Below are 25039 nucleotides of genomic sequence, written 5' to 3' on the forward strand. Positions count from 1 at the left end.
CTCCCGGCGCAGTTATCGTGATGGCTCGCAACGTTCATCGAACCGTGTGAGGAGTTCTGGTCGCGAAGCTGAAGAGGGCGTCTAGCGTGGCGTCGGGTTGCTCGGTCATCAACGCGTGGCCGGCTTCGAACATGACCGTGTCGACCGGTACGCCTGTTTGCTCCAGCGCGCCCGCGAGCGCCCTGGCTGCGCGCGGCGGCGTCATCGCGTCACGCCGCCCCACGATCAGGCGCGTGGCGCAGCGCACTTGCCCGGCACGGGTGAGGCCGTCCGCGTAACTATTGCAGGCGGTGAAATCGGTATGGAACAGGTGCGGTTCACCGCGCGCCGAGACGCGCTCCATGAGTCGCTGGTTCATGCCGTGCAACCAGAAGCCGGGGCCCGGGCAGGAAGGCTTGGCCGCAATGGTCGAATGCGACCACGCGTTGACCATGCCGATCGCTTCGGGTTCACGGTTCAGAGCGGCGTCGAGCAGCGCATCGGAGACGGTCATCGGCACCGCCGTGGCGAGCAGGGCGAGGTGCGTTGCCCGCTCGGGATAGCGGCCGGCGAAGTCGAGCGCGATCAGCGAGCCCATGCTGTGGCCGGCTACGAAGGCGCGTTGCACACCCGCGGCGTCGAGCAGCGCGGCCAGCCAGTCAGCCATGGCTGGCACGGTGGTCAGGGCCGGGCCGCTGCTGCGGCAGTGGCCGGGCAAATCCACGGCCAGCACGCCGAAACCGTGATGCGCGAAGTAGCGGGTTTGCAGCGCCCATACACTGTGATCATGCTCGGCGCCGTGGATGAATACGGCGGTTGGCAGGCGCGCGTCGAACGCTTTGCCGCCCGTGTACGCATAGACGGGCTTGCCTTGAACGGTGAGGATCATGCGGACTCCGGGCGGCGTTGGGGGGGAGTGCCGGATGCGCCGCTGTGCGGCGCGCTCGAACTGCTCGCTTTTTGCGACGCCTTCAGCGCGCGCTTGAGGTCGTCGATCAGATCGTCGGGATCTTCGAGTCCGATCGAGAGGCGGATCGTGCCTTCGGCGATGCCGGCTGCGGCGAGCGCGGCGGCGTCCATGCGAAAGTGCGTGGTCGATGCGGGATGGATGACCAGTGAGCGCGCGTCGCCCACGTTCGCGAGATGCGAGAACAGCGAGAGCGCTTCGATGAAGCTGCGTCCCGCAGCGCGGTCGCCGCGCAGATTGAAGCTGAACACGGCGCCGGCACCGCGTGGCAGCAAGCGCCTCGCGAGCGCGTGGTCGGGGTGCGTCGGCAATTCCGGATAGGCGACGGTTTCGACCGCGGCGTGACCGGCGAGGAATTCGACCACCCGGCGCGTGTTGGCAACGTGCCGCTCCATCCGCAAGGGCAGTGTTTCGATGCCTTGCAGCAGTTGCCACGCAGCCTGCGGATGCAGGCATGCGCCGAAGTCGCGCAGACCCTCGCGGCGCGCACGCAAGAGGAACGGAGCGACGGTGCTTTCCTCGGTGAACACCATGCCGTGAAAGCCGTCGTAAGGCTCGGTGAATTCGGGGAAACGCCCGGAGGCTTCGAAGTCGAACGTGCCGCCGTCCACCAGCACGCCGCCGATCGTCGTGCCATGGCCACCGAGGAACTTGGTGGCCGAGTGATAAACGAAGTCCGCGCCGTGCTCGAAGGGCTTGAGCAGGTACGGCGTGGTAAAGGTCGAGTCGACCAGCAACGGCACGCGATGCTCATGCGCGATCTGCGCCACGGCCGCGATATCGAGCACGTGGAGCCCCGGATTGCCGAGCGTCTCGCCGAACAGCAGTCGCGTACTCGGGCGCAGCGCGGCTCGCCACGCATCGAGGTCGCCCGGTTTGACGAAGGTCGTCTCGATGCCGAAGCGCCGCAACGTGTAGTGCAGCAGATTGTGCGAGCCGCCGTACAGCGCGCTGGAGGCAACGATATGCGAGCCTGCGCCCATCAGCGTGGCGATGGCCAGATGCAAGGCCGCCTGGCCGCTCGCCGTGCCGATCGCGCCCGCGCCGTTTTCCAGCGCGGCCACGCGTTCCTCGAACACGGCAACGGTCGGATTCGAGATGCGCGAATAGACGTGACCCGCGCGCTCCATATTGAAGAGCGCCGCGGCGTGGTCCGAATCGCGGAACGAAAACGAGGTAGTCTGGTAGATCGGCGTGGCGCGCGCGCCAGTGGTCGGGTCGGGAGCGGCGCCGGCGTGCAGCGCAAGCGTGTCGAAACGGTTGGCGGACATCGTGGGCGGCGAGGCCACGAACGGCCTCGCGAAAGGTGAAAGTGGCGGCCATCCTATCACCGGCGCGCCGCGCTTCAAGCGCGGTTTTCCCGATGCGCACAGCCGCGGCGAGCCGGGCTCGAACCGGTGAATGGCCGGTGCGCCTTGGTGGGCGGGCCGCTTTCCTTTTATGGGTCTTTCCGCTAGGATCGAAAATCATTGATGTATTACGAGCTTAGCGGGCATTACGGGAGACAGATCATGCGAGTCAGCGACATCCTCAAAGTCAAAGGCAACACCCTTTTCACGGTTACGCCGGATACCACGCTGCACGACGCAGTCAATACCATGGCGGAGCACGACATCGGCTCGCTGGTTGTGATGGAATATGGCGATCTCGTCGGCATGCTGACTTTCCGCGAAATTATTTCGACGCTGAGCAAGAACGGCGGCAGCGTCGGCACCTCCACGATCCGCAAGGTCATGGACGACCATCCGCTCACCTGCACGCCTGAAACGGACGTCAACGAAGTTCGCCGCATGATGCTCGAGCATCACGTGCGTTATCTGCCCGTGCTGGAGAGCCGCACGCTGATGGGCGTGATCTCGTTCTACGACGTCGCCAAGGCGGTGGTGGAAGAGCAGGGCTTCGAAAACCGCATGCTCAAGGCCTATATCCGCGACTGGCCGGAAGAACAGCCGGAACAGCAGCCGGCGCGTTAATGCGCGGCGACTCACTGCGACGTTCTGTCGTTGCCGTGAGCGCGAAGTGGCGGTCAAGGCGCGCGCGAAAGCGTGCGCTTTTTTTGTGTCCGGCGCAGGGCTTGTCTGCATGTTCAGCCTTGTCTATCCGGCTCTCCAGCTGGCTCGCCGCCGAGGCGGGCGCGAGTGCGCCTATTCGGCCGCCAGTCCGGCGCCACCTGCTGCCCGGCAATCCACCCGCGCCGGGTTGCGCGCATGGTGCTTTCATCTTTGTTGCTCTCCAGCCTGCTTGCCGAACTTCATGAGCGATCGTCCGTTACCTGCTGCCCGCCGCGCCGCCCGTCGACCCGAGGGTCACGACTCCCAGTTCCGGCTGCTCGGCGAGCGCCGTTTCGCGCCGTTTTTCTGGACCCAGTTCCTCGGCGCGATGAACGACAACGTCTTCAAGATCGGCTTCACGTCGCTCGTCACCTACCAGGCGGCGCGCTTTTCGGGCGTCGATCCGAAAACGGCGGCATTCCTGATTTCGGCCATCTTCATCCTGCCGTTCGTGCTGCTATCGGCCACCTCCGGGCAGATTGCCGACAAGTACGACAAGGCAATGCTCACGCGTTTCGTCAAGAGTTTCGAAATCGTGGTGATGCTGATCGGCGGCGCGGGTTTCTGGCTGCATAGCGCGCCGCTTCTGTACCTGTGCACATTTCTGATGGGCGTCCATTCGACCGTGTTCGGCCCGGTCAAATACTCATACCTGCCGCAGCATCTGTCGAGTTCGGAGCTGGTCGGCGGCAACGGCATGGTCGAAATGGGCACCTTCGTGGCGATCCTGATCGGTACGATTGTCGGCGGGGTGGGCGCGGGTTTCGTCGAGCACGGCGCGGTGGTGCTGGCCGGCGCCTGCGTCACGATCGCGCTGGTGGGGCGCGTGGTGTCGAGCTTCGTGCCGCTCACGCCGGCGCCGCAAGCCGATCTGCGCATCAACTGGAATCCGGTCAGCGAGACGTGGCGCAACCTGAAGCTGGCGCGCGAAAACCGTACCGTGTTTTTGAGCCTGCTGGGGATCTCCTGGCTGTGGTTCGTGGGCGCGATCTTCCTGTCGTCGTTTTTCAGTTTTGCGAAAAACGTGCTGTCCGCCGATCCGGATGTGGTGACCGTGCTGCTCGGCACGTTTTCGATCGGCATTGGCCTCGGCTCGCTGATGTGCGAAAAACTCTCGAAGCGGCGTATCGAAATCGGCCTCGTGCCGCTCGGCTCGATCGGCATGAGCGTGTTCGCGATCGATCTGTTTTTCGCGAGCCATGCGCTGCCGCCCGCGGGCCATCTGTTGAGCGTCGGCGAGTTCATCGTGCGGCCCGCCCACTGGCGCGTCCTGGCTGATCTCTTCCTGCTCGCCATGTTCGGCGGCCTCTACAGCGTACCGCTGTATGCGCTGATCCAGAGCCGCAGCCAGCCGAGCCACCGGGCGCGAATCATTGCCGCGAACAACATTCTGAATTCGCTGTTCATGATCGTTTCGTCGCTGATGGCCATGGCGTTGACCGCGGCAGGCTTCGGCATTCCGGCGATTTTTCTCGTTACCGCGCTGCTGAACATCGTGGTGGCGACCTACATCTATTCGCTCGTGCCCGAGTTCCTGCTGCGCTTTATCGCGTGGGTGCTGGTGCACACGTTCTACCGGATTCGCCTCGTGCATGCCGAGCGGATTCCGGAAGAAGGCGCGGCCGTACTCGTGTGCAACCACGTGAGCTTCGTGGACGCGATCGTCATCATGGCCGAGAGTCCGCGCCCGATCCGTTTCGTGATGGACCATCAGATCTTCAGGACGCCGTTCGCCGGCTGGGTGTTCCGTCACGCGAAAGCGATTCCGATCGCGCCGGCGCATCAGGACGCGCAGTTATTGACGCGAGCCTACGAGCGCTGCGCGCAGGCGCTGGCCGAGGGTGATCTGGTTTGCATCTTTCCGGAAGGCAAGCTCACCAAAACCGGCGAGATGAATCCGTTCCGGCATGGCGTGACCGAGATCATCCGGCGCACGCCGGCGCCGGTCATCCCCATGGCGCTGCGCGGATTGTGGGGCAGCGTGTTTTCGCGCGCGGACGACGCGCGCTGGCCGCGGCCGATCCAGAAGGGCGTCATGAGCCGCCTGACGCTGGCAGTGGGTGAGCCGCTCGATCCGGCGCAGGCGACGCCGGAGAACCTGCAGCAGATCGTCACCGAATTGCGCGGGGCGCGGAAGTAGTAGGAACAGGCACTGCTTGCCGGCCAGGCGGTGGGCGCTCCCGAAGCAGACATTTCCGCATGGCGGCGTTTTGCGCGCCGCCGGGTTGGGTGAACGGCTAATCGGCGCGCGGTATCGCGGATGAATCCCCAGTCGCGCCCAAGGTGTGTGCCGACAAGGCGAGCGACGCAGCGGGCGAGGCGTACCCTGGCCGATCGGCCAGAACGGTTGCACGACGCGGTTCGCTTGCCACGGGGCTGGCATAATAGCGCTTTCCCCGCATTTCTTTGGACGACGCCCATGTCCGGCAACACGCTCGGTACGCTTTTCACTGTCACGACCTTCGGCGAATCGCACGGTCCCGCTATCGGCTGCGTGATCGACGGCTGCCCGCCGGGCATGGCGCTCAACGAAGCCGACATTCAACTGGAGCTCGACCGTCGCAAGCCCGGCACGTCGCGGCACGTCACGCAGCGTCAGGAAGAAGACAAGGTCGAGATCCTGTCGGGCGTGTTCGAAGGCCAGACCACCGGCGCGCCGATCGCGCTCCTGATCCGCAACACGGACCAGCGCAGCAAAGACTACGGCAACATTGCCGACACCTTCCGGCCGGGCCACGCCGACTACACCTACTGGCAGAAATACGGCATCCGCGACTATCGCGGCGGTGGCCGTTCGTCGGCTCGCCTCACGGCGCCCACGGTGGCCGCGGGCGCGGTCGCCAAGAAGTGGCTGCGCGAGAAGTTCGGCACCGAGATTCGCGGCTATATGGCCGCGCTCGGTGAGATCGACGTGCCGTTCGTCGACTGGGCGCAGGTGCGTGAGAACCCGTTCTTCGTGCCCAACGCGGAGATCGTGCCGCAACTTGAGGCGTATATGGACGCGCTCCGCAAAGATGGCGACTCAATCGGCGCGCGCATCAACGTCGTGGCGTCCGGCGTGCCGGTCGGTCTCGGCGAGCCGCTGTTCGACCGTCTCGACGCCGACATTGCGCACGCCATGATGGGCATCAACGCGGTGAAGGGCGTCGAGATCGGCGCGGGCTTTGCGAGCGTCGCGCAGCGCGGCTCGGTGCATGGCGACGAATTGACGCCGGAGGGCTTCGTCGGCAATCACGCGGGCGGCGTGCTCGGCGGCATTTCGACCGGGCAGGACATCACGGTGTCGATTGCGATCAAGCCGACTTCGAGCATTCGCACGCCGCGCCGCTCGATCGACAAGGCGGGGCAACCGGTTGTCGTCGAAACGTTCGGGCGGCATGACCCGTGCGTCGGGATTCGCGCCACGCCGATCGCCGAATCGATGCTCGCGCTGGTGCTGATCGATCATGCGCTGCGCCATCGCGCGCAATGCGGCGACGTGTCCGTCAGCACGCCGAAGATCGCGGCCAGCGCGCCGTAACGCGTCTGCGTCGAGCGTATCTGTATTGGTTCTACGCGGGCAGTGTCGTCTCTCATGACTGATTTCAGCGCCGAGCCGGCAGCAAGCCGTCTCGCGGATCTACGCGCGCGTGCCGCCGCGCCCAACGCCGTGGCCGGCGACTGCTTCACGTTCGGCCAGGCGCTGCTGCAACACGCCGGGGGTGACAAGGCGAGTCAGCGTGATGCACTTGCTGCGCTGGTGCACGCATACCAACTCGATTCTTCCTGCGAACCCACGCTGCTGCATACGATTGCGCAGACCGCCTTCGTGCTGCGCGATTGGGCGCTGGTCGACTCCGCCACCGGGCTGCTCCTCTCGCACCATGCCGAAGACGCCAACGCGCTGATCTGGCGCGCGGCGGCCGTGCAGCAGCGCGACGACTTCGCCACCGCCGAGGCGCTGTTGCGCGAAGCCGTGCGCGTCGTGCCCGGCAATCCAGTCGCGCTGCATAAGCTGGCGTTGTGTATCAAGGAGCAGGCACGCTTCGCCGAGGCCGAGGCGTTGCTCCGGCAAGTCCTGATGCTCTCGCCGCAGAACGCCCATGCGTTGTTCGATCTATCGGAACTCGAGATCCGCAGCGGGCGTTTTGCGGAGGGTTGGACGCATTACGAATCGCGCGTCGTGTTTGCTGGCGGCGAACTGAACAACGCCCAGCAGGCGCTCGCCGCGATCAGCGCGCCCTGGCAGGGTGAATCGCTTGCCGGCAAGACGTTGGTGGTTTATGGCGAGCAGGGCAATGGCGACTGTCTCTGGGCAGTGCGCTTTCTGCCAATGCTGGCCGAACGGGCGCGACGCGAGGGCGGCCGGGTGATCTTCGGTCACGACGGTCCGTTGCGGCATTTGTTCGAACGCATGTTGCCAGTGGATTTGCCGCTCGAAACGAGTCTGGAGACGCAGCCCGATTTTCACTGCGGACTGATGAGCCTGCCGCTGCGGCTCGGCATTGTCGACGCAGCGGGATGGGGCGCACCGTGTCTGAGCGCAGACCCTGCGCGTGAGCAGGCGTGGCGCGAACGAGTCGAAGCGCACACGGCGGCGCGGCGCGGCAGTCGCAAGGTTGGGCTGGTGTGGAACGGCAATCCGGACCATATCCGCGACACGCGGCGTTCAGTGCCCGTCGAGCAAATCGAACCTCTGTTGAACGTGCCGGACGTGAGCTATTTTGCTTTGTCGCCGGGGCGCGGAGAGACGGTTGCACAGTGGCGCGCCAAAGGTCTCGACGTCGTCGATCTGACGCATCATTTTCAGTCCGGCTTTGACGATGTCGCTGCGTTGCTGGCGAATCTGGATCTGGTCGTTACGATCGATAGCGGGCCCGCGCATCTGGCGGGGGCGCTCGGTGTGCCGACCTGCCTGATGATCGATCACGTTTCCGCGTGGTTCTGGGGCGATGAGTCGTCGCTGACGGCCTGGTACGATTCGATTGAACTCGTTCGACAACCGCGCGTTGGCGACTGGGCGCCGGTCGTGGCGAAAGTGCGGGAGCGGATTGAAGCGGTGGGGCGGAGCTGACTGGTTTTGCCTTCACAGCGCCGTCAGTAAGAATCCGGCGTTGCGAAGGCAGGTGAAGCATGAATTACATGTTCGGGTAGTTCGGACCGCCGCCGCCTTCAGGCGTGACCCACACGATGTTCTGGGTCGGGTCCTTGATATCGCAGGTTTTGCAGTGCACGCAGTTCTGCGCGTTGATCACCAGGCGTTCGGTGTTGTCGTCGTTCTTAACGAACTCGTACACCGCTGCCGGGCAGTAACGTGACTCCGGGCCGGCGTAGGTCTGCCAGTTCACATTCACTGGCACCGAAGGATCTTTCAGCGTCAGGTGAGCGGGCTGGTTCTCTTCGTGGTTCGTGTTGGAGATGAACACCGAAGAGAGCCGGTCAAACGTCAGCTTGCCATCGGGCTTCGGATAGACGATGGGCTTGCACTGCGAAGCCGGCTTCAGCATCTCGTGATCCGAATGCTGGTGATGCAGCGTCCACGGCACATTACCGCCCAGCAGCTTCTGCTCGATGCCCACCATCAGCGTGCCGAGATACAGACCCTTGCTCATCCACTGCTTGAAGTTGCGCGCACGATGCAGTTCGGTGTGCAGCCACGAGGTCTTGAAGCTCTCCGGATAGGCGGTCAACTCATCGCTGGTGCGTCCAGCCTGCACGGCTTCAAAAGCGGCGTCGGCGGCCAGCATGCCGGTCTTGATCGCCGCATGCGAACCCTTGATCCGCGATGCGTTCAGGAAACCCGCATCGTCGCCGACCAGTGCGCCGCCCGGGAACACCAGCTTCGGCAGCGACATCAGACCACCGGCCGTGATCGCCCGTGCGCCGTACGACACCCGCTTGCCACCTTCGAGCACAGCACGGATCGCCGGATGCGTCTTGTAGCGCTGGAATTCCTCGAACGGCGACAGGTACGGATTCGTGTAGCCAAGTCCGACCACAAAACCCACCACCACCTGGTTGTTATCCATGTGATAGAGGAACGAGCCGCCGTACGTGTCGTTCTCCAGCGGCCAGCCGGCGGTGTGCATCACGAGACCCGGCTTGTGCTTCGACGGATCGATCTCCCACAGTTCCTTGATGCCGATGCCGTAGACCTGCGGATCGACGCCTTCGCGCAGTTTGAACCGGTCGTTCAGTTGCCGCCCGAGATGCCCACGCGCGCCCTCACAGAACAGCGTGTACTTCGCGTGCAGTTCCATGCCGAGCTGGAAGTTCTCGGTCGGTTCACCGTCCTTGCCGATGCCCAGGTTGCCAGTCGCGACGCCTTTGACCGAACCGTCGTCGTTATAGAGGATTTCGGCCGCAGGAAAGCCCGGGAAAATCTCCACACCCAGCGCCTCAGCCTGCTGACCCAGCCAGCGCGTCACATTCGCGAGACTGATCACGTAATTGCCGTGATTCTTGAAGTTATCCGGCAGCGCCCAGACCGGCACGCTCTTCGAACCGGTTTCGGTCAGGAACAGGAACTTGTCCTCAGTCACATCCACGGTCAGCGGAGCGCCTTTTTCTTTCCAGTCCGGAATCAGCTCGGTCATGGCGCGCGGATCCATGACCGCGCCCGAGAGGATATGCGCCCCGATCTCCGAGCCTTTTTCCAGTACGCACACGCCAATCTCGACGCCTTTTTCCGCCGCCAGCTGCTTCAGGCGAATCGCGGCGGACAGCCCAGCTGGGCCGCCGCCGACGATCACGACGTCGTATTCCATCGACTCGCGCGGGCCGTACTGCTCAATGAGACTTGCGGGGGTCATTGATGCTCCTCTTACCGTTAGAATGCTTTTTTCGGGTTCGTATTGTGGGCGATGCACTCCCGCACTGCAACCAGATGAGCAGACATTAGCACGATCGTTCTATTTACGTGATACGGTATCGGCCTGCTTTTGACGGTCTTACCGCACCTGTCAACCGCATCTGTAATAACAACCGAACAAGGAACGACAATGGGCCGTTCGATTAATCTGGAAGGCAAGGTTGCGCTGATCACCGGCGCCTCGAGCGGGTTGGGAAAGCGCTTTGCTCAAGTGTTGTCGCAAGCGGGCGCCAAGGTCGTGCTGGCGAGCCGGCGAACCGAGCGTCTGAAGGAATTGCGCGCCGAGATCGAGGCGTCCGGCGGCGCGGCCCACGTCGTGTCGCTCGACGTGACCGATTATCAGAGCATCAAGTCGGCCGTCGCGCATGCGGAAACCGAGGCTGGCACGATCGACATCCTGGTGAACAATTCGGGCGTGTCCACCACGCAAAAGCTCTCCGAGGTCACGCCCGCCGACTTCGAGTACGTGTTCGATACCAACACACGCGGCGCGTTTTTCGTCGCGCAGGAAGTCGCCAAGCGCATGATCATGCGCGGCAACAGCGCACAGAAGCCGTCGTACCGGATCATCAATATCGCGTCTATGGCGGGCTTGCGCGTATTGCCGCAGATCGGCCTGTACGCGATCAGCAAGGCGGCCGTCGTGCATATGACCAAAGCCATGGCGCTGGAGTGGGGCAAGCACGGCATCAACGTGAACGCGATCTGTCCCGGCTATATCGACACCGAGATCAACCACCATCACTGGTCGACGGAGCAAGGGCAAAAGCTCGTGTCGATGCTGCCGCGCCATCGTGTCGGCAAGCCGGACGACCTGGACGGGCTCCTGCTGCTGCTGGCGGCCGACGAATCGCAGTTCATCAATGGCTCGGTGATTGCGGCCGATGACGGATTCGGGCTCTCCTGAGCGCAAACCGGCGCTGCCGGCCACGCAGTGCGAGTCGCGCGGGCCGGATTAGCGCCCGTTCGAAGAAACTGTTTTACGCGCTCTGGCCTTGGCGCCTCATAAGCGCGCACGCTATGTTGCTGTTTCTCTCTGTGCCGGCCTGCGTACCGGCGTCAACCTCGTTTCAACCCGATAAAGAAGTACGATGAGCGATTTTCACGCTGTTTTTGAGATGTCGATGCCGATCCGCTGGGGCGACATGGACGCCTTCGGCCATGTGAACAACACGGTCTATTTCCGCTACATGGAGCAGGTGCGGATTTCCTGGTTCGAGCAGTTGGGTCTGGCCGGCAGCAATGCCGACGGACAGGGGCCGGTGATCGTCAATGCATCGATGGAGTTTCTCAAGCAACTGCATTATCCGGGCGACGTGATCGGCCGGATGACGGTGGCCACGCCCGGCCGCAGCAGTTTCGACACGGGGTTTGAACTCGTGCGAGCGGATGACCCAAACACCGTGTATGCCCGCGGCGCCGCGCGCTGTGTATGGATCGATTACGCGGCCGGCAAGTCGGTGCCCGTGCCTGATCTGCTGCGTGCGACCATCGAGCGCGCTGTTTTGGTCAAGGCGGCCTGAGCGGCGATAGCGCGAATCCCGGCGCGCATCCGTCAGCACCTCTTTTCAATGCCCGAGCAGGCGCTGCAATAGCTCCGTCGCGTTACCCGTATCGTATTTACGCATCAGCCGCGCCCGGTAGACATCCACCGTGCGCGGGCTGATATCCAGCACGCGGCCGATCTGCTTGCTGGTTTTCCCCGTCACCAGCTGCGCGGCGATTTCGCGCTCGCGCGGTGTCAGTTCGACCGCCACGCGCCGCGTCGCGCTCAAGTCCTCGAAGGTCCAGACACCCGCGGCGTGCGCGTCGGCGCGTTCCTGCGCGCGGCCCGTCACGTGGCACCAGAACAGTTCGCCGTTGGCCCGCTTCATGATGCGGTCGTCCGCGTAACTGCCTTGTGCAGTCATGATCGGCGGAATCCGCGCGCCGATCCGCTCGAACTCATCTGTGGACGGATACAGCACCTGGAACGACTGGCCGATCAGCGACTCGCGCGTGCAGCCGAAAATCGACGCGAGTTCGTCATTGCAGTCTTCGATAGTCCGTTCGCGCGACAGCACGAGTCCGATCGGAGCGAGGTGGAACGCGGTTTGGTAATCCAGTGCGGGCATGGGCTGGCGGCAAGTACTTATGTATTTTTGCGTATTGTGCCGCATGGCGCGCGCAGCGTACTCTTTCGACCATACGATAACGCGGCCAAGCCGTCCGCGGCGGGCGTTTGCGCGGCGTGCAGGGAAACCTGACCGCACAGGCCGCCGGGGATGACTAGAATGACGTGTCGGGCTCGAGCCCGCGGAACGTCATACGGGCTGTAAAGATCCGGATTCGGGTTTCCATAAAGGAAGGGACAAACTGATGAACAAAGTCTATCCAGGCGCCGCCGAGGCGCTGAAAGACATCGTCAAGGACGGGCAGACGTTTGCCGTCGGCGGCTTTGGGCTGTGCGGCATTCCTGAGGCGCTGATCGGCGCGCTGCGCGATTCGAAGGTGCAGGGCATCACCTGCATCAGCAACAACGCGGGCGTCGACGGTTTCGGCCTCGGTCTGCTGCTCGAAACGCGTCAGGTCAAGAAGATGATCTCGTCGTATGTCGGCGAGAACAAGGAGTTCGAACGCCAGTATCTGGCCGGCGAACTCGAGCTCGAATTCACGCCGCAAGGCACGCTCGCCGAGAAATTGCGCACGGGCGGTTCGGGCATTCCGGCGTTCTTCACCAATACCGGCTACGGCACGCTGATTGCCGAAGGCAAGGAAACTCGCCAGTTCGGCGAAAACCACTACGTGCTCGAACACTCGCTGACGGCCGACGTCGCGCTGGTCAAGGCGTGGAAGGCCGACAAGTCGGGCAACCTGATCTACCGCCGCACCGCGCGCAACTTCAACCCGATGTGCGCGATGGCCGGCAAGATCACCGTCGCGGAAGTGGAAGAAATCGTCGAAGTGGGCGAACTCGATCCGGACGCGATCCATACGCCAGGCATCTTCGTGCAGCGCATCGTGCTCAATGCGCATCCGGAAAAACGCATCGAACAACGCGTCGTCCGCGCGAAAGGAGACTGATCATGGCATGGACTCGTGACGAAATGGCCGCGCGCGCGGCGAAGGAATTGCAGGACGGCTTTTATGTGAACCTCGGCATCGGCTTGCCGACGTTGGTGGCCAATCACGTGCCGGCGGGCGTCGAAGTGTGGCTGCAGTCGGAAAACGGCCTGCTCGGCATCGGCCCGTCGCCGACCGAAGAGGAAGTGGACGCCGACCTCATCAACGCCGGCAAGCAGACGGTGACCACGCTGCCGGGCTCGTCGATTTTCTCGTCGGCGGATTCGTTCGCGATGATTCGCGGCGGCCACATCAACCTGGCGATTCTGGGCGCGATGCAGATCAGCAAGAAGGGCGATCTGGCCAACTGGATGATCCCTGGCAAGATGATCAAGGGCATGGGCGGCGCGATGGATCTGGTTGCGGGCGTCAAGCGCGTGGTCGTGCTGATGGAGCACGTCGCGAAGGGCGACCAGCACAAGATTCTCGAAGAATGCACGCTGCCGCTCACGGGCGTGGGTGTGGTCGATCAGATCATCACCGACCTCGGCGTGATCGAAATCACGGAAGACGGTCTGAAGGTGACGGAACTGGCGCCGGGCGTGAGCGTCGAGGAAATCAAGGCGAAGACGGGTGCGCCGCTCGATGTAAGCGCGGTGAGCTGAAGGGCTTGCTGTTGTCAGGCCGTCTGAAGCGGTCTGCAGCTGTTGGATAGGCCGTTGGGCTTGCCCTCGCGGCAGGAGGCGGCACAGTGGTTCCCAGGCGGGCGAGGCGTGAGTCTCGCCCGCTTTTGTTTGTCTGGCCCGTAGCCGCTCTGAGTTGTCCTATGCCGTCCGGCCGACTCTTGCCGCGCGGCAAAGCGGTTTACAATCGTTTGAAGATTGGATGCTTATCGATCCTGCTACGCCCAGGCCGAACCCGCAGCGCTTTTGCAAGGAACCCAGATGACCGCAACCACGTCCGTTTCCACCGCCGGGCGGCCCGCGCCGCGTCAACGCTATGTGCAGTGCGCGAGCGCCGGTGGCTTGCACCGCATCGCCTATGCGGAGTGGGGCGACCCGGCCAATCCGCGAGTGCTGCTGTGCGTACACGGCCTGACCCGTTCAGGGCGCGATTTCGACCGCCTCGCGGAGGAATTTGCCGGCACTTACCGCGTGGTTTGTCCGGATGTCGCCGGGCGGGGCTTGTCGTCGTGGCTCGCCAACCCCAACTTCTATGTCGTGCCGCAATACGTCGCCGACATGGTCACGTTGATCGCGCGCCTGAATGTCGAAACGGTCGATTGGTTCGGCACCTCGATGGGCGGCCTGATCGGACTCGCGCTGGCCGGCCTGCCGGAAACGCCGATTCGCAAGATGCTGTTGAACGACGTCGGTCCGCATCTGGAGCCGGCTGCGGTGAAGCGCATCGGCGACTATCTCGGCAAGCCCGTGCTGTTTGAAACGCTGCAGCAAGGCATCGACTACGCCGCGTTGCTCGCGCAGACTTTCGGCCCGCTCACGCCGGAAGAATGGCGCGAGATCAACACGCCGCTTCTGCACGAACAGGACGGCAAGTGGCTGTTCCGTTACGACCCGCGTATCGCGCAGCCCTTCACCGCGACCACCGAGGAAGCCGCCAAACTCGGCGAGGCCGCGCTCTGGCATTCGCTGGCCGCTTTCCAGGGGCCGGTGCTGGTGGTGCGCGGCGAGCAATCTGATTTGCTCTCGCGTGAAACCGTCGCGAAGATGGTCGAGACCGGACGCGCCGTATCGAGCGCGGAGATTGCGGGCGTCGGGCATGCGCCGGCGTTCCTGTCGGCCGATCAGATCGACATTGCGAGGCAGTTCTTTATCGGACCGGCCGCTGACGCGTCATAATATGCAGTTCCGCCCGGCGTCCCCAGACGGGGCGCGATGCGGAACGCATCTCCGATCAACTTTCAACCAACTTCAGGATCCTACATGGCAGTCATTCGTCACCACGTCGGCAAGCGCCTCTCGGAAATCGCCGTTCACAACGGTACGGTGTACCTCGCGGGTCAGATCGCCGAAGACGCGGATCAGGACATCACGGGCCAGACGCGCGAAGTGCTTGGCCACATCGACCGTTTGCTGGGCGAAGTGAACAGCGACAAGTCGCATTTGCTGTCGGTGCAGATCTTCATCTCGGACATGGCGCATTTTGCCGGCATGAACGCCGTGTGGGACGAGTGGGTCGCACAAGGCGCCACGCCGCCGCGCGCTACGGTCGAAGCGAAGCTCGCCAATCCGAAGTGCCTCGTCGAAGTCGTCGCGGTTGCTGCGCAGCGTAGCTAATCCGCTATGTGTTGTTGAAATTCCGTTGATTCGTTTGGCCCGGTGGGCCATCGCACCATGAATACCGAAATCGTTACGAGCACACCGAACCCTCTCCCTTCTTTCGACGAGGCGATGGCGTTCGTGCGTGAACATGCGGGCGAGGTGCGGCTCTCATCGGGCGAAATGCTGGCGGATCACGCGGCGGGTACGGCGTCGATCATGCGCAAGCTCAATGTCGATCCGCCGGCGGTGCTGGCGGCGGCTCTGTTTGCGCTGACGCCGCATCTGCAAGACCCGGAGCGCGTGATCGCCGACAACTTCGGCGAAGAAGTCGCGCAACTGGTCGGCGACGTGCGCAAGCTGCTGCGCCTTGGCACGGTGAGCTTGCGCGCCGCTCAGAATGCCATGCCCGAAGCCGGGCGCGACGCCCAGGCCGCACGGCGCGCGCAGGTCGAGGCGCTGCGCAAGATGCTGCTCGCGTTCGCGCAGGATATTCGGGTGGTGCTGATCCGGCTTGCGTCGCGCCTGCAATCGTTGCGTTACTACGCGGCGGCGAAGATCACCCCCTCGCCGGACGTGGCGCGCGAGACGCTCGATATCTATGCGCCGCTCGCCAACCGTCTGGGCATCTGGCAACTGAAGTGGGAGCTCGAGGACCTCGCGCTGCGCTTCGAAGAGCCGGTTACCTATAAGCGCATCGCCAAGCTGCTCGACGAAAAACGCGTCGAACGCGAAAGCTATGTCGCGCAGGCTATCGAACGCCTGCAAAGGGAATTGGCCGCCGCGCATATTCGCGCAGAGGTGAGCGGCAGGCCGAAACACATCTACAGCATCTGGCGCAAGATGCGCGGCAAGGAACTGGATTTCGCCGAGCTGTACGACGTGCGCGCATTTCGCGTGATCGTGCCGGACATCAAGGATTGCTACACGGTGCTCGGCATCGTGCACAACCTGTGGCAGCCGGTGCCCAAAGAGTTCGACGACTATATCTCGCGGCCGAAGCCGAACGGCTACAAGTCGCTGCACACGGTCGTGATCGGCGACGACGGTCGCGCGTTCGAAGTGCAGATACGTACGCAGGAAATGCATCAGTTCGCCGAATACGGCGTGGCCGCGCACTGGCGTTACAAGGAAGCGGGCACGCGCGGATACGCCGGCCAGTTCGCCGCCAACGAGAAGTACGACGAGAAGATTGCATGGCTGCGCCAATTGCTCGCGTGGAAAGACGAAGTCTCCGAGGGCGAGCACGGCGAGAAGCGCGCGGCGCAGCCGTGGGAGCAACTGCGTCAGGCCACGCTCGACGACGACCACATCTACGTGCTGACGCCCCAGGCGCGGGTGATTCCATTGCCGCACGGCGCAACGCCCGTCGACTTCGCGTATCACCTGCATAGCGAACTGGGGCATCGCTGCCGTGGCGCACGCGTGGACGGCGCCATGGTGCCGCTCAACACGCCTCTGCAGAACGGTCAGACGGTCGAGATCGTTGCGGTCAAGGAGGGCGGTCCGTCGCGCGACTGGCTGAACCCGCAACTCGGCTATCTGCAAAGTCCGCGCGCGCGGCAAAAAGTGCGTGCGTGGTTCAACGCGGTGGATGTACAGGAGCACATCGCGAGCGGTCGGGCGATGGTCGAAAAGACCTTGCAGCGCGAGGGCAAAACGTCGGTCAATCTCGATCAGCTCGCGGCCAAGCTTGGTTTCAAGACCACCGACGACCTGTTCTCGGTGGTGGGCAAAGAAGAATTCAGTTTGCGGCTCGTCGAGCAGGCGCTGCACGATGCGCCTCCGCCGGAACCCGTGGTCGAGGCGCCCGAGCAATTCGAAAAGCGCAGTAGTGGCGCGAGCGTGGCGCGCGGCGCGTCCACCGGCGTGCTGGTGGTCGGTGTCGACGCGTTGCTCACGCAACTCGCGCGCTGTTGCCGGCCGGCTCCGCCCGACGATATCTGCGGCTTCGTCACGCGCGGCAAGGGCATGTCGATTCACCGCAGCGATTGCGCGACGTTCCTGCGCATGGCCGAGCGCGCGCCCGAGCGGGTGTTGCAAACGGCGTGGTCGGCCGAGGTGATGAGTGGGCGCGGCCAGTCGGTCTATCCGGTCGATCTTTCGATCGACGCGACGGATCGGCAGGGCTTGCTGCGCGATATTTCCGAAGTGTTCGCGCGCGAAAAGATGAACGTGATCGGCGTGAAGACGCAGACGCGCCGTAACGCTGCGTTCATGCAATTCACCGTCGAGGTGTCGAGCGCCGCGCAGATTCAGCGCGCCTGTACGCTGCTCGGTGAAGTGACGGGTGTGGTGCGCGCATCGCGCAAGAGTTGATACATGTGCGAGACGGTGCATCTTGGTGGAGGCATACCGTGGACGCGTTCGAGTTCGTGAGTCAATATTTAAAGTCGGCGCATAAAAGTACTTGCCAAGCGGTGTGGGGCTCCATATAATCTCGTTTCTTCAGGCTCGTAGCTCAGCTGGTTAGAGCACCACCTTGACATGGTGGGGGTCGTTGGTTCGAGTCCAATCGAGCCTACCAACGAAAGAGAAATTCCGGTTTTGCCGGGGTTTCGCAAGCTGCAGTAAGCGCCTTTGGCGCAAAAGGCGAATACGGTTATGACACCGCGAACGTTGACCGAAACCACTTCGGAGCGACGCTAGTCGAGGACCACTTTCGCCAATGTAGTTTGCAGGAAATGTGAATGCGGCCCCTCGAAAGCGGGGCCGCATTTTTTTTGGGCTTTTTCACCTGGTTGTATGTGCCGCCGCCGGTCGGCACCACGGAGAACGCAATGGTTTCGATACGTCTGCCTGACGGTTCTGTTCGACAGTACGAGCATCCGGTGACCGTCGCCGAAGTGGCCGCCTCGATCGGCCCCGGCCTCGCGAAGGCCGCGCTCGGCGGCAAGATCGACGGTGAGTTGGTCGATACGTCCGCGCTGATCGATCACGACGTGGCGCTCGCCATCGTCACCGAGAAAGACGCAGACGGACTCGATATCATCCGTCACTCCGCGGCGCATTTGCTCGCGTACGCGGTGAAGGATCTGTACCCGGAAGCGCAGGTCACGATCGGTCCGGTGATCGACAACGGCTTTTACTACGACTTCGCGTACAACCGCCCCTTCACGCCGGAAGATCTCGAGAAGATCGAAAAGCGCATGCAGGAACTCGCGAAGAAAGACGAGCCGGTTTCGCGCCGCGTGGTGTCGCGCGACGAAGCGGTGGACTACTTCAAGAGCATCGGCGAAAAGTACAAGGCTGAGATCATCGAATCGATTCCCGCTACCGACGAAATCAAGCTGTACTCGCATGGCGGCTTCACGGATCTGTGCCGCGGCCCGCACGTGCCGTCCACCGGCAAGTTGAAAGTTTTCAAGCTGATGAAGGTGGCGGGCGCCTACTGGCGCGGCGATTCGAAGAACGAACAGTTGCAGCGGATCTACGGTACGGCCTGGACGAAGAAGGAAGACCAGGAAGCGTATCTGCACATGCTCGAAGAGGCGGAAAAGCGCGACCACCGCAAGCTCGGCAAACAACTCGATCTGTTCCACATGCAGGACGAGTCGCCGGGCATGGTGTTCTGGCATCCGCGCGGCTGGACGTTGTGGCAGCAGGTCGAGCAGTACATGCGCCGTCGCGTGAACGACGCGGGCTACCTCGAAATCAAGACACCGATGATCATGGACCGCTCGCTCTGGGAGGCGTCGGGCCACTGGCAGAACTATCGTGAAAACATGTTCACGACGGAATCTGAGAAGCGTGACTACGCAATCAAGCCGATGAACTGCCCGGGTCACGTGCAGGTGTTCAACCACGGTCTGCGTTCGTATCGCGATCTGCCGCTGCGTTACGCGGAATTCGGCTCGTGCCATCGCAATGAATCGTCGGGTGCGCTGCATGGTCTGATGCGCGTGCGCGGTTTCGTGCAGGACGACGCACACATTTTCTGTACCGAAGACCAGTTCATCAGCGAATCGATCGCGTTCAATACGCTGGCGATGAGCGTCTACAAAGACTTTGGCTTCGACAATGTCGAGATCAAGTTGTCGCTGCGCCCGGACGCGCGCGCCGGCACGGACGAAACGTGGGATCGCGCGGAGCAGGGTTTGCGCGAAGCGTTGACGGCCTGCGGTGTAACGTGGGAAGAGTTGCCCGGCGAGGGCGCGTTCTACGGCCCGAAGGTCGAATACCACATCAAGGACGCGCTCGGCCGTTCGTGGCAATGCGGCACGCTGCAGCTCGATATGGTTCTGCCGGAGCGTCTGGGTGCGGAATACGTTGCCGAAGACAACAGCCGCCGCCGTCCGATCATGCTGCACCGGGCAATCGTCGGATCAATGGAGCGTTTCCTCGGCATTCTGATCGAGCACCATGCCGGGGCAATGCCTGCCTGGCTTGCGCCAATGCAGGTCGTGGTGATGAATATCGCCGAAAGTCAGACCGAATATGCGCAAGCTCTAGCCCAATCGTTGCAAAAACAAGGGGTTAGAGTGGAGGCCGATTTGCGCAACGAGAAGATTAGCTATAAAATACGCGAGCACACGCTGGAAAAGGTGCCGTACCTGCTTGTGGTCGGCGACAAAGAGCGTGAAGCCCAAACGGTAGCCGTGCGTGCCCGTGGTGGTGTCGATATGGGCGTGATGCCCCTCGACACTTTCATTGAGCGTCTGCGCCAGGACGTGCAGTCGTTCAACTGAGCCACTTGGCAGCCCGGCTCGTTTTTTTAATTTTTAGAGGAAACGTAACATCGCTACTGATAAGTCTGCGCACCGCATCAACGGTGAAATTACGGCACCCGAGGTGCGTCTGGTCGGCGTCGAGAACGAACCGCTCGGCATCGTGAAACTCGCCGATGCGTTCCGCATGTCGGAACAGCAAGACGTGGATCTGGTCGAAATCGCTCCGCAAGCGGTCCCGCCGGTTTGCCGCTTGATGGACTACGGCAAGTTCAAGTACTCGGAAGCGAAGAAGCAACACGAGGCCAAGCTGAAGCAGAAGATCGTCCAGGTCAAGGAAGTAAAATTCCGCCCGGGCACGGACGACGGCGATTACAACGTCAAGCTGCGCAACCTCATCCGCTTCCTCGACGACGGCGACAAGACGAAAATCACGTTGCGTTTCCGTGGCCGCGAAATGGCTCACCAGGAAATCGGTATGCGCATGCTCGAGCGCCTGCGCACGGACCTCGACGAAGTCGGTCAGGTCGAGCAGATGCCGAAAATGGAAGGGCGCCAGATGATCATGGTGCTCGCTCCGAAGAAAAAGAAGTAACCGGCTGAAGCAGCGGCACGCCATGTGGCGTGCGCTTCGGTTGTGAAAGATTTAAACGGTGCGGCACCGGGTGTCCGGTGCGGTATCGGCAGGTTTCGGAACGGCGCGTGTGCAAATCAACGCGCGCCGCTTCCTGAAAAGCGGCTGCCGGCTGTTCAGGCGGTCTGCATACCAAGTGGAGTGGGTTTCGAAGGGCGGGTAATGGCCAACTGGCCGACCGCACACCCATATCCATCTAATAATGGAGTTGTCATGCCGAAGATGAAGACCAAGAAGAGTGCTGCAAAGCGCTTCGTGGTGCGTCCGGGTGGTACCGTCAAGCGCGGTCAAGCCTTCAAGCGCCACATTCTTACCAAGAAGACCACCAAGAACAAACGCCATCTGCGCGGTTCGACGGCAGTTCATGATTCCGATCTGAACTCCGTGCGCGCAATGCTGCCGTTCGCTTAACCCTTAACCGAAACTCATAGGAGCGAAACATGCCTCGAGTAAAACGTGGGGTTACCGCACGGGCCCGTCACAAGAAGATCATCAAGCTGGCCAAGGGTTACCGCGGCCGTCGCAATAACGTCTATCGCATCGCCAAGCAGGCGGTCATGCGCGCAGGCCAATACGCCTACCGCGATCGCCGCAACAAGAAGCGTGTGTTCCGTGCATTGTGGATCACGCGTATCAACGCGGCGGTGCGTCAGCACGACATGACGTACAGCGTGTTCATCAACGGCCTGAAGAAGGCTTCGATCGAACTCGACCGCAAGGTGCTGGCCGACATGGCTGTGTTCGACAAGGCTGCTTTTGCTGCGATCGTTCAGCAGGTGAAAGCCGCCGTTGCAGCCTGATTGCGCTTTGGGCAATTAAACTGCGTGGTTCGTTGCAGCGAACATCCGGTAGTCTCGGTGACGCTGCAGCAAAAACGGGGCTCCTCACCGAGCCCCGTTTTTGTTGGTAGAACCGGATTTGCTTCGATAGAACACTGACGTTGAAATGATGGGATCAATGGATCTGGACCAGATTGTCGCCGACGCGCAAAAAGCCTTCGCAGAAGCCTCCGACGTCACCACCCTCGAGAACGAGAAAGCCCGCTTTCTCGGCAAATCGGGTGCGCTGACCGAGCTATTGAAGGGCCTTGGCAAACTCGATCCCGAAACGCGCAAGACCGAAGGCGCACGGATCAACCTCGTCAAGCAACAAGTGGAAGCCGCGTTGACGGCCCGCCGTCAGGCGCTGGCCGACGCGCTGCTGAATCAGCGCCTTGCCGCTGAAGCCATCGACGTCACGCTGCCGGGCCGCGGCACCGGCGCAGGCAGTCTGCACCCGGTGATGCGCACGTGGGAGCGCGTCGAACAGATTTTCCGTACTATTGGCTTCGACGTGGCCGACGGCCCCGAAATCGAAACCGACTGGTACAACTTCACCTCGCTGAACAGCCCGGAAAATCATCCGGCGCGTTCCATGCAGGACACCTTCTACGTCGACGGCAAAGATGCCGACGGCCGCCAACTGCTGTTGCGCACGCACACCAGCCCGATGCAGGTTCGCTACGCGCGCACCAACACGCCGCCTATCAAAGTGATCGTGCCGGGCCGCACGTACCGTGTGGACAGCGACGCAACGCATTCGCCCATGTTCAACCAGGTCGAAGGCCTGTGGATCGACGAGAACATCAGCTTCGCGGATCTGAAGGGTGTCTACACCGACTTTCTCAAAAAATTCTTCGAGCGCGACGATATTCTCGTGCGCTTCCGTCCGTCGTATTTCCCGTTCACCGAACCGTCGGCCGAGATCGACATGTTGTTCGAAACGGGCAAGAACGCCGGCAAGTGGCTCGAAATTTCGGGCTCGGGCCAGGTTCACCCCACGGTGATCCGCAACATGGGCCTCGACCCGGAGCGTTACATCGGCTTTGCTTTCGGAAGCGGCCTCGAGCGGCTCACCATGTTGCGTTACGGCGTGCAAGACCTGCGTCTGTTCTTCGAAAACGACCTGCGTTTCCTGCGGCAATTCGCCTGAACCGCCCGGTCGAACGCGACAAGCATAGAGCGCGGCAACGCACGCAGTGCAAGCCGCCACAGCGTCCCCGGCAGGGCCCGATGAATCTCAGAACACCGAGTCACGCCAGCTGCTGCCGGACGTGGACCTAACCTGATCAGAACGTACACAGAACCATGCAATTCCCGGAATCCTGGCTGAGAACCTTTGTCGATCCGCAACTGACGACCGACGAACTGTCGCACGCGTTGACGATGGCGGGTCTCGAAGTCGAAGACCTGCGGCCGGCAGCGCCGCCGACCTCGAAGATCGTCGTCGGCCGGGTGCTGGAAGTCGTCAAACACCCGGACGCGGACAAGCTCAACGTGTGTCAGGTCGACGCCGGCACGGGCGCGACGCTGAACATCGTGTGCGGTGCGCCGAATGTGGCGCCGGGCATCAAGGTGCCGGTCGCGCTGGTCGGCGCACAACTGCCGCCCGCTGAAGAGGGCGGCGCGCCGTTCGCGATCAAGCTCTCGAAGCTGCGCGGCGTGGAAAGCCAGGGCATGCTGTGCTCGGCACGCGAACTCAAGCTCTCGGAAGATCATAGCGGCCTGATGATCCTGCCGGAAGATACGCCGATCGGCCAGGACATCCGTGAAACCCTCAATCTCGACGACACCGTTTTTGAGATCAAGCTGACACCGAACAAGGCGGATTGCCTCTCGGTATTCGGCGTGGCGCGCGAGACCTCGGCGATTACCGGCGCGCCGCTGCGCCCGCTCGACATCAAGCCGGTTGAAGTCAAGCTCAACGAGACGCTCCCCGTCAAAATCTCGGCGCCCGATCTGTGCGGCCGTTTCTCGGGGCGAGTCATTCGGGGCGTGAATGCCCGAGCCAAGTCGCCGCAATGGATGGTGGAGCGACTCGAGCGTTCGGGTCAGCGCAGCATTTCCGCACTCGTGGATATCTCGAACTACGTGATGCTCGAGTTGGGCCGTCCGTCGCATGTGTTCGACCTCGACAAGATCCACGGCGGCATGGATGTACGTTGGGGCCGCAAGGGCGAAACGCTCAAGCTGCTGAACGGCAACACGGTGGAGCTCGATGAAACCGTCGGCGTGATCGCGGACGAGCAGCACATCGAAAGTCTCGCGGGCATCATGGGCGGCGACAGCACCGCCGTCACGCTCGACACCACCAACATCTATCTCGAAGCCGCGTTCTGGTGGCCCGACAGCATTCGCGGTCGCTCGCGCAAATACAATTTCTCGACCGACGCCGGCCATCGCTTCGAGCGCGGCGTGGACTACGCGACTACCGTCGATCATATCGAACGCATCACGCAACTGATTCTCGACATCTGCGGCGGCGAAGCCGGCCCGGTCGACGATCAGATCGTCAACGTGCCGAAGCGCGAGCCCGTCACAATGCGCGTCTCGCGCGCGAATCGCATCATCGGCATCAAAATCGGCGCGGACGAAATCGCGCAGATTTTCACGCGCCTCGGCCTGTCGTTCGAGCAAGGTGAAGATACGTTCTCGGTGATGCCGCCGTCGTACCGTTTCGATATCGAGATCGAAGAAGACCTGATCGAAGAAGTCGCGCGTATTTATGGCTTCGAGAAAATTCCGGCGCGTCCGCCGGTCGCGACCAGCGAAATGCGCGCGACCAACGAAACGCAGCGGTCGATCCACGTGATCCGTCACGCGCTCGCCGCCCGCGATTACGCGGAGACGGTAAACTTCAGTTTCGTCGACGCCGAGTGGGAGCAGGACTTCGCCGGCAATGACAAGCCGGTACGTCTGCTGAATCCGATTGCAAGCCAGTTGTCGGTGATGCGCACCACGCTCTTCGGCAGCTTGATCCACGTGCTGCGCACGAACCTGAACCGTCGCGCGGCGGATCGCGTCCGCGTGTTCGAAGCGGGCCGCGTGTTCCTGCATGATCCGTCGATCAAGGCCGGTGAGTTGACGGTTGAAGGCTTTGCGCAGCCCAAGATGATCGGCGGCCTCGCGTACGGTCCTGCGCTAGACGAGCAATGGGGCGCGCCGACGCGCACGGTCGATTACTTCGACGTGAAGGGCGATCTGGAAGCCGTGCTGGCGCCGGCGGTCGCGCGTTTCGTCAAAGCGGAACATCCGGCATTGCATCCGGGACGCAGCGCGCGTATTGAATTGAATGGCCGCGCAGTCGGCTGGATTGGCGAATTGCATCCGCGCTGGATGCAGAAATATGATTTGCCGCATGCACCGATTCTGTTTGAAATCGAAGCAGAGGCGTTAATGCAGCGCGTATTGCCCACTCCGTCGGAAGTGTCTAAATTCCCGCCGGTGCGTCGTGATATTGCCGTGGTTGTCGATCAGAAAATCGAGGTTCAGGCACTGCTGGACGAGCTTCAGAATGCTCAGTCCGAGCCGGCCTGCAAGACAGTTCAGAAGGTTGCGCTTTTCGACGAATTCCGTCCAAAATCAAACACTTCCGGTGGCTTGGCTGCTCACGAGAAAAGCCTTGCGTTCCGTGTGACCTTGCAAGATACTGGCGGAACCCTTCAGGATGAAACGGTCGATCTGGCTATTCAAACTCTGGTGGAACGTCTTGCTCGAGTATATGGCGCACGGTTGCGCGGATAACCCGCATT

The 25039-nt window shown here is 62.4% G+C and carries 22 protein-coding genes and 1 tRNA gene; 19 read left to right on the plus strand and 4 right to left on the minus strand.

All coding sequences use genetic code 11. The annotated features are described in order from the left end of the window. Positions 1–34: 34 nt before the first annotated feature. Complete coding sequence (locus tag BLW71_RS01160; protein ID WP_091792671.1) at positions 35–868, minus strand: alpha/beta fold hydrolase; 834 nt, start codon at positions 866–868, stop codon at positions 35–37. Beyond that, positions 865–2217, minus strand: coding sequence for an O-acetylhomoserine aminocarboxypropyltransferase (locus tag BLW71_RS01165; protein WP_091792672.1), 1353 nt, complete (start codon positions 2215–2217; stop codon positions 865–867). The genes BLW71_RS01160 and BLW71_RS01165 overlap by 4 nt, the downstream gene beginning before the upstream one ends. Here BLW71_RS01165 and BLW71_RS41500 point away from each other — a divergent pair. The 5 genes from BLW71_RS41500 (at position 2195) to BLW71_RS01185 (ending at position 8050) form a co-directional block, all read left to right on the plus strand. Further along, positions 2195–2347: a hypothetical protein gene (locus BLW71_RS41500; RefSeq protein ID WP_177204945.1), complete on the plus strand. Its 153-nt coding sequence runs from the start codon at positions 2195–2197 to the stop codon at positions 2345–2347. The two genes, BLW71_RS01165 and BLW71_RS41500, sit on opposite strands and share 23 nt — an antisense overlap. A gap of 110 nt (positions 2348–2457) precedes the next feature. Next, positions 2458–2919, plus strand: coding sequence for a CBS domain-containing protein (locus BLW71_RS01170; protein ID WP_091792673.1), 462 nt, complete (start codon positions 2458–2460; stop codon positions 2917–2919). A 280-nt stretch (positions 2920–3199) separates the two neighbouring features. After that, positions 3200–5137, plus strand: coding sequence for an MFS transporter (locus BLW71_RS01175; RefSeq protein ID WP_091792674.1), 1938 nt, complete (start codon positions 3200–3202; stop codon positions 5135–5137). Between the two features lie 279 nt (positions 5138–5416). Further along, positions 5417–6517, plus strand: coding sequence for a chorismate synthase (aroC, locus tag BLW71_RS01180; protein ID WP_091792675.1), 1101 nt, complete (start codon positions 5417–5419; stop codon positions 6515–6517). Positions 6518–6571: 54 nt separating this feature from the next. Then, positions 6572–8050, plus strand: a complete 1479-nt coding sequence (locus tag BLW71_RS01185; RefSeq protein ID WP_091792676.1) for a tetratricopeptide repeat protein — start codon at positions 6572–6574, stop codon at positions 8048–8050. A 64-nt stretch (positions 8051–8114) separates the two neighbouring features. On the opposite strand, the gene BLW71_RS01190 is transcribed toward BLW71_RS01185, so the two are convergent. After that, positions 8115–9788 (minus strand): electron transfer flavoprotein-ubiquinone oxidoreductase, encoded by a 1674-nt coding sequence (locus BLW71_RS01190; RefSeq protein ID WP_091792677.1) that lies wholly within the window; start codon positions 9786–9788, stop codon positions 8115–8117. 189 nt (positions 9789–9977) lie between these two features. On the opposite strand from BLW71_RS01190, the gene BLW71_RS01195 reads away from it, so the two are divergent. Continuing rightward, positions 9978–10754, plus strand: a complete 777-nt coding sequence (locus BLW71_RS01195; protein ID WP_091792678.1) for an SDR family oxidoreductase — start codon at positions 9978–9980, stop codon at positions 10752–10754. A gap of 184 nt (positions 10755–10938) precedes the next feature. Then, on the plus strand, positions 10939–11370 hold the full coding sequence (locus BLW71_RS01200; RefSeq protein WP_091792679.1) for an acyl-CoA thioesterase: 432 nt from the start codon (positions 10939–10941) through the stop codon (positions 11368–11370). Positions 11371–11415: 45 nt separating this feature from the next. On the opposite strand, the gene BLW71_RS01205 is transcribed toward BLW71_RS01200, so the two are convergent. Then, complete coding sequence (locus BLW71_RS01205) at positions 11416–11961, minus strand: LuxR C-terminal-related transcriptional regulator (protein WP_091792680.1); 546 nt, start codon at positions 11959–11961, stop codon at positions 11416–11418. Between the two features lie 244 nt (positions 11962–12205). Here BLW71_RS01205 and BLW71_RS01210 point away from each other — a divergent pair, with 244 nt between their 5' ends. The 12 genes from BLW71_RS01210 (at position 12206) to pheT (ending at position 25031) form a co-directional block, all read left to right on the plus strand. Next, positions 12206–12910, plus strand: coding sequence for a CoA transferase subunit A (locus BLW71_RS01210; protein ID WP_091792681.1), 705 nt, complete (start codon positions 12206–12208; stop codon positions 12908–12910). Between the two features lie 2 nt (positions 12911–12912). After that, the gene (locus BLW71_RS01215) at positions 12913–13554 is read left to right on the plus strand and encodes a CoA transferase subunit B (protein WP_007181111.1); all 642 of its coding nucleotides are present in this window, start codon (positions 12913–12915) and stop codon (positions 13552–13554) included. 279 nt (positions 13555–13833) lie between these two features. Continuing rightward, entirely contained in the window at positions 13834–14748 is a 915-nt protein-coding gene (locus BLW71_RS01220; RefSeq protein ID WP_091792682.1) for an alpha/beta fold hydrolase, read from the plus strand. Between the two features lie 84 nt (positions 14749–14832). Continuing rightward, the gene (locus BLW71_RS01225) at positions 14833–15186 is read left to right on the plus strand and encodes a RidA family protein (protein WP_091792683.1); all 354 of its coding nucleotides are present in this window, start codon (positions 14833–14835) and stop codon (positions 15184–15186) included. A 57-nt stretch (positions 15187–15243) separates the two neighbouring features. Further along, on the plus strand, positions 15244–17487 hold the full coding sequence (locus tag BLW71_RS01230; protein WP_091792684.1) for a RelA/SpoT family protein: 2244 nt from the start codon (positions 15244–15246) through the stop codon (positions 17485–17487). Positions 17488–17618: 131 nt separating this feature from the next. Continuing rightward, a tRNA-Val gene (locus BLW71_RS01235) sits at positions 17619–17695 on the plus strand. 253 nt (positions 17696–17948) lie between these two features. Next, positions 17949–19856 carry a threonine--tRNA ligase gene (thrS, locus tag BLW71_RS01245; protein ID WP_091792685.1) on the plus strand — a complete coding sequence of 636 codons (1908 nt, stop codon included), beginning with the start codon at positions 17949–17951 and terminating at the stop codon, positions 19854–19856. Between the two features lie 49 nt (positions 19857–19905). After that, positions 19906–20430, plus strand: a complete 525-nt coding sequence (infC, locus tag BLW71_RS01250; RefSeq protein WP_074263967.1) for a translation initiation factor IF-3 — start codon at positions 19906–19908, stop codon at positions 20428–20430. Between the two features lie 252 nt (positions 20431–20682). After that, a complete protein-coding gene (gene rpmI, locus BLW71_RS01255) occupies positions 20683–20880 on the plus strand; it encodes a 50S ribosomal protein L35 (protein ID WP_006052501.1) in 198 nt (65 codons plus the stop codon). 29 nt (positions 20881–20909) lie between these two features. Next, complete coding sequence (gene rplT / locus BLW71_RS01260) at positions 20910–21269, plus strand: 50S ribosomal protein L20 (protein ID WP_006052502.1); 360 nt, start codon at positions 20910–20912, stop codon at positions 21267–21269. 157 nt (positions 21270–21426) lie between these two features. Next, positions 21427–22440: a phenylalanine--tRNA ligase subunit alpha gene (gene pheS / locus BLW71_RS01265; RefSeq protein WP_007181117.1), complete on the plus strand. Its 1014-nt coding sequence runs from the start codon at positions 21427–21429 to the stop codon at positions 22438–22440. A 155-nt stretch (positions 22441–22595) separates the two neighbouring features. Continuing rightward, the gene (gene pheT / locus BLW71_RS01270; protein WP_091792686.1) at positions 22596–25031 is read left to right on the plus strand and encodes a phenylalanine--tRNA ligase subunit beta; all 2436 of its coding nucleotides are present in this window, start codon (positions 22596–22598) and stop codon (positions 25029–25031) included. The last annotated feature ends 8 nt before the right edge of the window (positions 25032–25039 follow it).

It is taken from the genome of Burkholderia sp. WP9 (assembly GCF_900104795.1).
In the GTDB taxonomy this organism is placed as follows: domain Bacteria; phylum Pseudomonadota; class Gammaproteobacteria; order Burkholderiales; family Burkholderiaceae; genus Paraburkholderia.

Coding starts and splice junctions, on each gene's coding strand:
- rpmI (WP_006052501.1), top strand. CDS start 20,683: ATGCCGAAGATGAAGACCAAGAAGAGTGCTGCAAAGCGCTTCGTGGTG.
- BLW71_RS01185 (WP_091792676.1), top strand. CDS start 6,572: ATGACTGATTTCAGCGCCGAGCCGGCAGCAAGCCGTCTCGCGGATCTA.
- BLW71_RS01190 (WP_091792677.1), bottom strand. CDS start 9,788: ATGACCCCCGCAAGTCTCATTGAGCAGTACGGCCCGCGCGAGTCGATG.
- pheT (WP_091792686.1), top strand. CDS start 22,596: ATGCAATTCCCGGAATCCTGGCTGAGAACCTTTGTCGATCCGCAACTG.
- BLW71_RS01200 (WP_091792679.1), top strand. CDS start 10,939: ATGAGCGATTTTCACGCTGTTTTTGAGATGTCGATGCCGATCCGCTGG.
- pheS (WP_007181117.1), top strand. CDS start 21,427: ATGGATCTGGACCAGATTGTCGCCGACGCGCAAAAAGCCTTCGCAGAA.
- BLW71_RS01165 (WP_091792672.1), bottom strand. CDS start 2,217: ATGTCCGCCAACCGTTTCGACACGCTTGCGCTGCACGCCGGCGCCGCT.
- aroC (WP_091792675.1), top strand. CDS start 5,417: ATGTCCGGCAACACGCTCGGTACGCTTTTCACTGTCACGACCTTCGGC.
- BLW71_RS01220 (WP_091792682.1), top strand. CDS start 13,834: ATGACCGCAACCACGTCCGTTTCCACCGCCGGGCGGCCCGCGCCGCGT.
- BLW71_RS01175 (WP_091792674.1), top strand. CDS start 3,200: ATGAGCGATCGTCCGTTACCTGCTGCCCGCCGCGCCGCCCGTCGACCC.
- BLW71_RS01195 (WP_091792678.1), top strand. CDS start 9,978: ATGGGCCGTTCGATTAATCTGGAAGGCAAGGTTGCGCTGATCACCGGC.
- BLW71_RS01210 (WP_091792681.1), top strand. CDS start 12,206: ATGAACAAAGTCTATCCAGGCGCCGCCGAGGCGCTGAAAGACATCGTC.
- BLW71_RS01170 (WP_091792673.1), top strand. CDS start 2,458: ATGCGAGTCAGCGACATCCTCAAAGTCAAAGGCAACACCCTTTTCACG.
- BLW71_RS01225 (WP_091792683.1), top strand. CDS start 14,833: ATGGCAGTCATTCGTCACCACGTCGGCAAGCGCCTCTCGGAAATCGCC.
- thrS (WP_091792685.1), top strand. CDS start 17,949: ATGGTTTCGATACGTCTGCCTGACGGTTCTGTTCGACAGTACGAGCAT.
- BLW71_RS01215 (WP_007181111.1), top strand. CDS start 12,913: ATGGCATGGACTCGTGACGAAATGGCCGCGCGCGCGGCGAAGGAATTG.
- BLW71_RS01160 (WP_091792671.1), bottom strand. CDS start 868: ATGATCCTCACCGTTCAAGGCAAGCCCGTCTATGCGTACACGGGCGGC.
- BLW71_RS01205 (WP_091792680.1), bottom strand. CDS start 11,961: ATGCCCGCACTGGATTACCAAACCGCGTTCCACCTCGCTCCGATCGGA.
- BLW71_RS01230 (WP_091792684.1), top strand. CDS start 15,244: ATGAATACCGAAATCGTTACGAGCACACCGAACCCTCTCCCTTCTTTC.
- rplT (WP_006052502.1), top strand. CDS start 20,910: ATGCCTCGAGTAAAACGTGGGGTTACCGCACGGGCCCGTCACAAGAAG.